Origin of the sequence: uncultured Campylobacter sp., assembly GCF_938039245.1 — a bacterium.
Lineage (GTDB): Bacteria > Campylobacterota > Campylobacteria > Campylobacterales > Campylobacteraceae > Campylobacter_A.
In genome coordinates this window covers 1-5,826 of record NZ_CALHVN010000052.1, presented here as the reverse complement: position 1 = coordinate 5,826, position 5,826 = coordinate 1, and the positions used below count along the sequence as shown (strand labels likewise).

Genomic DNA, 5,826 nt, shown 5'->3' with positions numbered 1-5,826 from the left:
CAGATACTATCGCGATGTAGCTTTGCGTGAGCGCGGGCTCTTTAAATTTGACGCTAATCACGCGGCCGCGAGCGTTAAACTCCGCCTGCGGCAGCGCCTCACGCATTCGCTTAAAAACCCGCTCGTTCGTGCGCGTGATCAGGATATTTTGCCCTCTCGCGCCGATCGCATTCGCGATACGCAAAATTTCATCATCCGTCTTGTCCTCGCCGTAGATCACCTCGCCCGCGCCGTTTCGCATGGCGCGCTGAGTGTCGATCTTGGCGCAGCCTGCGTCGCTAAAAGGAAAATCCCGTAAAAACTCTATCGCTTCGCGCTCGCTTTTTTCACCCGATTTTACGGCGCGGACGAAATTTAAAGCCTCATCTTGCGTCATTTAAAATCTCCCCGCGAAGCCCCTTTAAATCAAGCAAAATATCATACTCGCCAAGCGCGGCGATCTCGCGCACGACAGCGCTAAAATCTCCCGCGCAAAAGCGCCTCGTCTCGCTCGCTCCCATTTGCAGCTTAAAGGCTTTACCGTCAAAGCGCGCGCGAATGTTTAAAAATCCGTGCGAGATTAGCAGATTTTCGACTCGCTCCACGAGCGAAATCTCCTCCGCGGAAAACTCCCTATCGTGCGGCAAACGCGTCAGAAGGCACGCGTAGCTGGGCTTGTCCGCGGTTGGCAGTCCAAGCTCGCGGCTAAGCTCTCTAATCTCTGATTTTTTGAGGCCTTTAAGCGGCGAAAGTACGCCAAGCTCGTCTTTTGCTTTAAGCCCCGGGCGGTATTCGCCAAGATCGTCTAGGTTCGTGCCGTCGGCGACGTTTGTAAAGCCTAGATGTTTTGCCAGCTCGATTAGCCGCGTAAAAACCGCCTTTTTGCAGACGTAGCAGCGATCTTGCGGATTATTTTTTACCGCTTCGGGCGCGTCTAGCTCTAAAATTTCGTGCCTGATGCCGTAAGTACGGGTAAATTCCACCGCCTCTTTTATCTCGCGCCCAGACATATAGGGCGATTTTAGCGTGATCGCCACCGCGCGCTGGCCTAGCGTATCGGCGGCAACGCGTAGCAGTAGTGAGCTATCCACGCCGCCGCTAAACGCTACGGCTAAATTTTCCAGCTTTTTTATATCATTTTTTAGAATTTCTAGTTTCGTCATATTTTTTTAAAGTCTCGTTTCTAACCTCGCGGATCGTCGTTTGAAATCTCTGCGCGGCTTTTTTGCAGTCTTCGAATTCGGGCTTGATTTTTAAAATTTCGGAGTAATTTCGGGCTAAATTTTTATCCGCTAAATTTTGCTCGGCGTTAAAACCGCAAACTCGGCCGCGAGAAATTTTAAGCCTTATTTTGCCGTATCTAGTCTCCACCTCGCAAAACTCGCGCGCAAGCTCGGTTTTCCTTACGGCGCACTCTCTAACTCCGATAGCCGTCGTATGCGCGAAAATCAGCCCCTTTATCCGCGCGGCGTCCTTCTTGCGGCACAGCGCGTTTAGCTCAAAGCCCGCGCGTCCCTTTTTCATAAAAATAGACCTACTAAACACGTCTAGCGCGCCGCTATCTCGCAAAATATCGCACGCAAAGGCAAAGCTCTCGGCGTCCATATCGTCGATATTAGTGGAGATTAAAATCTGCTCGCAAAGCTCGCCGTAGCTGGTTTGCGCGCTCAAATTCGGCTCGCTGCTCGCGTCTAAATCCTCGCTCGTTTCGCAAAGCATCACGCGAAGCGCGTTGGCAAAATCCGCGGCCTCTTTATCGCCCGCTCCGTAGCCCGCGCTTAAAATTTTAAAATTTCGCGGCGGTTCGCGGCCGTCTTGCTCCCTTAAATTTAGCGCGCAGGCCTTTAAAATCGCCGCTCCCGTTGGCGTAGTCGTCTCAAAATTTGCCCGTCCTAGGCTTACTTGCGCGCCTTTTAAAATTTCGCAAACCGCAGGCGCGGGTACGGCCAGCCTGCCGTGAGCGCAATGCGCAAAACCGCCGCCAAGCTCGATAGGCGAAGCAAAAATTTGCGGCGCGCCCAAGGCCTCCAAGCAAATAGCCGCGCCCACTACGTCCGCGATGCTGTCTGCCGCACCCACTTCGTGAAAATGTACTTGCTCTACGCTTGTGCCGTGGATTTTGGCCTCGGCTCGCGCGATAACGCTAAAAATTTCGCTTGCCGTTTTTTTTACGAAAGCGCTTAGACTAGAACCCTCGATAAGCTCTAAAATTTGCGCGAAATTTCGCGGATGCGGTCGGTTTTGGGCGGGCTTATCCGCTCTAAATTGGGCGCCGTAAATTTTGCCGCTTAAATTTTGACGCGGGCTAAATTTAGCACCCGAGAGGCCAAGCGGAATTTGACTCAGATTTGCCGCGCAAACGACGTCTATTTTGGTTGCGGAGATACCGCATTTTAGCACTTTGCGCTTGCGTAGGTAAAACTCGCTAGCTAAATTTAGTTTAGCAAGCTGGGCGCAAAGATAGCTAAAATCCGCGCCCAGATCCACCAGCGCGCCTAAATTCATATCGCCGCTAATGCCTGCGCTCGCGTCGTAGTAAAGAAATTTCGCCAAGCTTAAACCTTAGGCACGGTCATCGAGCCAAACGGCAAGATGATGATCCCCGCGTCCGCGCCTTTTTGCGCGAGCGCGTCGTCTAGGGCCTTTTGCAAATCATGATACGGTTTTAGGTGAACGGCTCGCATCTCATCGTCGCTAAGCTCGCTCACCGCCCAGGTCTGCGCCCAGAGCGAAATTTCGGCCATTTTAGCAGCCTTGTGATAGCCTAGGTGAAATTCGTTTGAAATTTTTTCCAGCACCTCTTGCGGAGTCGGCGCGGACGCCATTAGGTTAAAAAACGGCTTTGGGCCGATGCCTGTGCGGCACTTTGCGACCATTATTAAAATTCCGTCCTGCGCGAGCGCTAGTTTACCGTTGTCTAAGGCCTTTTGCGCTTGATAGAGATCGACGTCCATCGGATAGGGCGCGACTGATATCACGATATCTGCTTTGCGCGGGATATTTACGCAAAAGACCTCGTCGGCCTTTTTCACGCAGTCGTAAAAGCTGTCGTTGAGGTCTCCCGCGCTTGCGTAATATACGCCGTGCTCGCTGTCAAGCACCGTCTGGATCGAAAAAACGTCGATGTGCGCTAGAACTTTCATCGCGTCGATCATATCTTCATGCACGGGATTGCCTTCTAAACGCAGCGCCTGAGCGTCGGCGCTAAGGGCTAGTTTGTGGTTTTGCTCGATGGTTTCGTATTTGGCGACGCCTGGTAAAAACGCCTTGCGCCCGCCCGTGTAGCCCGCAAAATAGTGCGGCTCGACCGAGCCTATGACGATCACTTTTTTTGCTTTGGCTACGATTTTGTTTAGATACATCTGCGTGCCGTTTTTGGACTCGCCCAGATAGCTCATTTCATCTTTTTTAGAGTCGTGGTCGCATACTTCGCCTTTGGCGTTAAGTTCCGCGTAAATTTCTTTGCCGAAGATCATTTCGTACTCTTCTAGCGTGCCCTCTCTGTGGCAGCCCGTGGCGATGATGAAGGTTTTATTTTTATCGCGGATTTTAGGGTAAATTTGCTTTAAAACTTTGGCCGTCGGCGTGGGCCTGGTGCCGTCGTTTACGATGATAACGATCTTTTCGTCGCCTGCGATAAACTCGTCAAAGCTTTTTTGATTTATCGGATTTGCCAGAGCCTTTGCAATGAGCGCCGTTTCGTCGAATTTGGCCACTGGGTTGGGGTTAAAAACGCCTAGTAAATTTTTTTCCGGAACGTTTAGATCGACGATATCCTCTTTGCCGTAGTGAATAGGAATCTGCATGTTTGCTCCTTAAGTATAATTATTAATTTTTTATCTTAGGATTATATATAAAATTTTCTTTTAAACGCATTTAAAAAGGGTATTTAATTTTTAAATTTATAGAACCGATAAAATTTATTATTAAACGTAAGATTAATATATACGAATGTATTTTTAATTTTTTTATTAGTATTTAATTTTAATATTTATATAATCGCGCCATAATTTCCTAAAAGGAGAAAAAATGGAATTCCTAACCAGTTTGAGTGAAAGCACGCAGTTCACTCTCCAACTAATAGTCGTACTCGGATGTCTGTTTTACGGCGCTAAAAAAGGCGGTATGGCGCTGGGCGTACTAGGCGGCATCGGTCTTGTTATCTTGGTATTTGCATTCGGTATGAAGCCGGGCAAGCCCGCTATCGACGTTATCCTCACGATCCTAGCCGTCGTCGTAGCAAGCGCTACGCTGCAAGCTGCGGGCGGTCTTGACGTTATGCTTCAAATCGCAGAAAAAGCGCTAAGAAAAAATCCTAAATTCGTCTGTATTTTGGCGCCTCTTTGCGGTTGGACGCTAACGGTTCTATGCGGCACCGGACACACGGTTTATACGCTACTGCCGATCATTTACGACGTATCTATCAAAAGCGGCATCCGTCCGGAAAGACCGCTAGCTGCTACCACGATCTCGTCTCAGCTAGCTATCATCGCTAGCCCGGTTTCGGTTGCGGGCGTATCTATGGTCGCCGTTTTGCTAGGCACGGGCACCGTTCATATCGACGGATTTACCAGCTACGTGGACTTGCTAAAAGTCACTATCCCGTCTACGTTTATCGGTATGCTTATCATCGGTACTTACTCGATCTTTAGAGGTAAAGACTTAGATAAAGACCCCGAGTTTCAAGAGAAGATCAAAGACCCTGAGCAAAGAAGATATATCTACGGCTCAGACGAATCTCACTCTCTAATCGGCGAAAAACTTCCTGCTAAACAGTGGAACGTGATGTGGATATTTCTCGCTACCATCGCTATCGTGGCGGTGCTTGGCTACTATAAACAGCTTCGCCCTAGCTGGACTAGCGACGTCCCGGGTAAATCTATTGAAATCGTAGTGGATAAAAAAGTAGTTAAAAACATCACCGTAAAAGACGGTCAAGTAGTCTCTACCGTAGATAGTAGCAAAGTCGTCTCAAACGTAAAAGACAGTAAGGTAAAAGACGCTACTAAATTTACTAACGTAGAAGTCCTAGATAAAGACAAAAAAGTAACTCAAACCATCGTGCTTCAAGACGGCAACGTAGTTATTACTAAAGGCGACAAGACCGAAACCGTCGCAAACGCTAGCATCGTAGTAAAAGATACTATGAAAAAGACCGCCCCTCTAGGCATGGTCGATACGATCCAAATTTTCATGCTATTAGCCGCGTCCATCATGATGATCTACTCAGGCATCAAGGCTGCTAAAATCGCTCAAAACGAGATTTTCCACAGCGGTATGGTGGCGCTTGTCGCGATCTACGGCATCAGCTGGATGGCTGAGACGATGTTCCACTCTCATATCGAGATGTTAAAAGGCTCGCTAGGAGAGGTGATGAAAGCTTATCCATGGATGTATATCGTCGTAGGTATGCTGATTTCTAAGTTCCTAAACTCTCAAGCCGCAGCCGCTGCGACGTTCGTACCGCTCGCCGTTCAGATCGGAGTGGATCCGGGCATCATCGTCGCGTTTGCTACGGCTTGCTACGGATACTTTATCCTTCCTACTTATCCGAGCGACCTTGCAGCCGTGCAATTTGACCGCTCCGGCACAACCCATATCGGTAAATACGTCATCAACCATAGCTTCATCATCCCGGGTCTTATCGGCGTGTTTAGTTCGTGCGCGGTGGGTTGGGTATTAGCTAATCTGTACGGATTTATTAAATAATCTTGCCATGCGAGACTTGCTTCGGCTCGTCTCGCGAGCGCTTTTAAATGATTTCGTAAATTTCGCCCTGCGACAGACTATATGTCTAGTCTTGGGACGAAATTTACTTCAAAACATTTAAAATCATCTCACGATACT

At 48.8% G+C, this 5,826-nt stretch carries 4 protein-coding genes and 1 pseudogene; 1 reads left to right on the top strand and 4 read right to left on the bottom strand.

The features are described from left to right. The 4 genes and pseudogenes from Q0218_RS09030 to larA form a co-directional block, all read right to left on the bottom strand. Positions 1-376, bottom strand: a pseudogene (locus Q0218_RS09030) (1-(5-phosphoribosyl)-5-amino-4-imidazole-carboxylate carboxylase); the annotation flags it as partial. Then, the gene (larE, locus tag Q0218_RS09025) at positions 363-1,142 is read right to left on the bottom strand and encodes an ATP-dependent sacrificial sulfur transferase LarE (RefSeq protein ID WP_297968857.1); all 780 of its coding nucleotides are present in this window, start codon (positions 1,140-1,142) and stop codon (positions 363-365) included. The gene larE and the pseudogene Q0218_RS09030, both read right to left, overlap by 14 nt. Beyond that, entirely contained in the window at positions 1,114-2,532 is a 1,419-nt protein-coding gene (larC, locus tag Q0218_RS09020) for a nickel pincer cofactor biosynthesis protein LarC (protein ID WP_297968856.1), read from the bottom strand. Before larC ends, larE begins: the two co-directional genes overlap by 29 nt. 2 nt (positions 2,533-2,534) lie before the next feature. Continuing rightward, positions 2,535-3,785: a nickel-dependent lactate racemase gene (larA, locus tag Q0218_RS09015; RefSeq protein ID WP_297968855.1), complete on the bottom strand. Its 1,251-nt coding sequence runs from the start codon at positions 3,783-3,785 to the stop codon at positions 2,535-2,537. A gap of 223 nt (positions 3,786-4,008) precedes the next feature. Between larA and Q0218_RS09010 the strand changes: the two genes are divergently transcribed. Continuing rightward, positions 4,009-5,688 carry an anaerobic C4-dicarboxylate transporter gene (locus tag Q0218_RS09010; protein ID WP_297968854.1) on the top strand — a complete coding sequence of 560 codons (1,680 nt, stop codon included), beginning with the start codon at positions 4,009-4,011 and terminating at the stop codon, positions 5,686-5,688. Positions 5,689-5,826 lie beyond the last annotated feature (138 nt).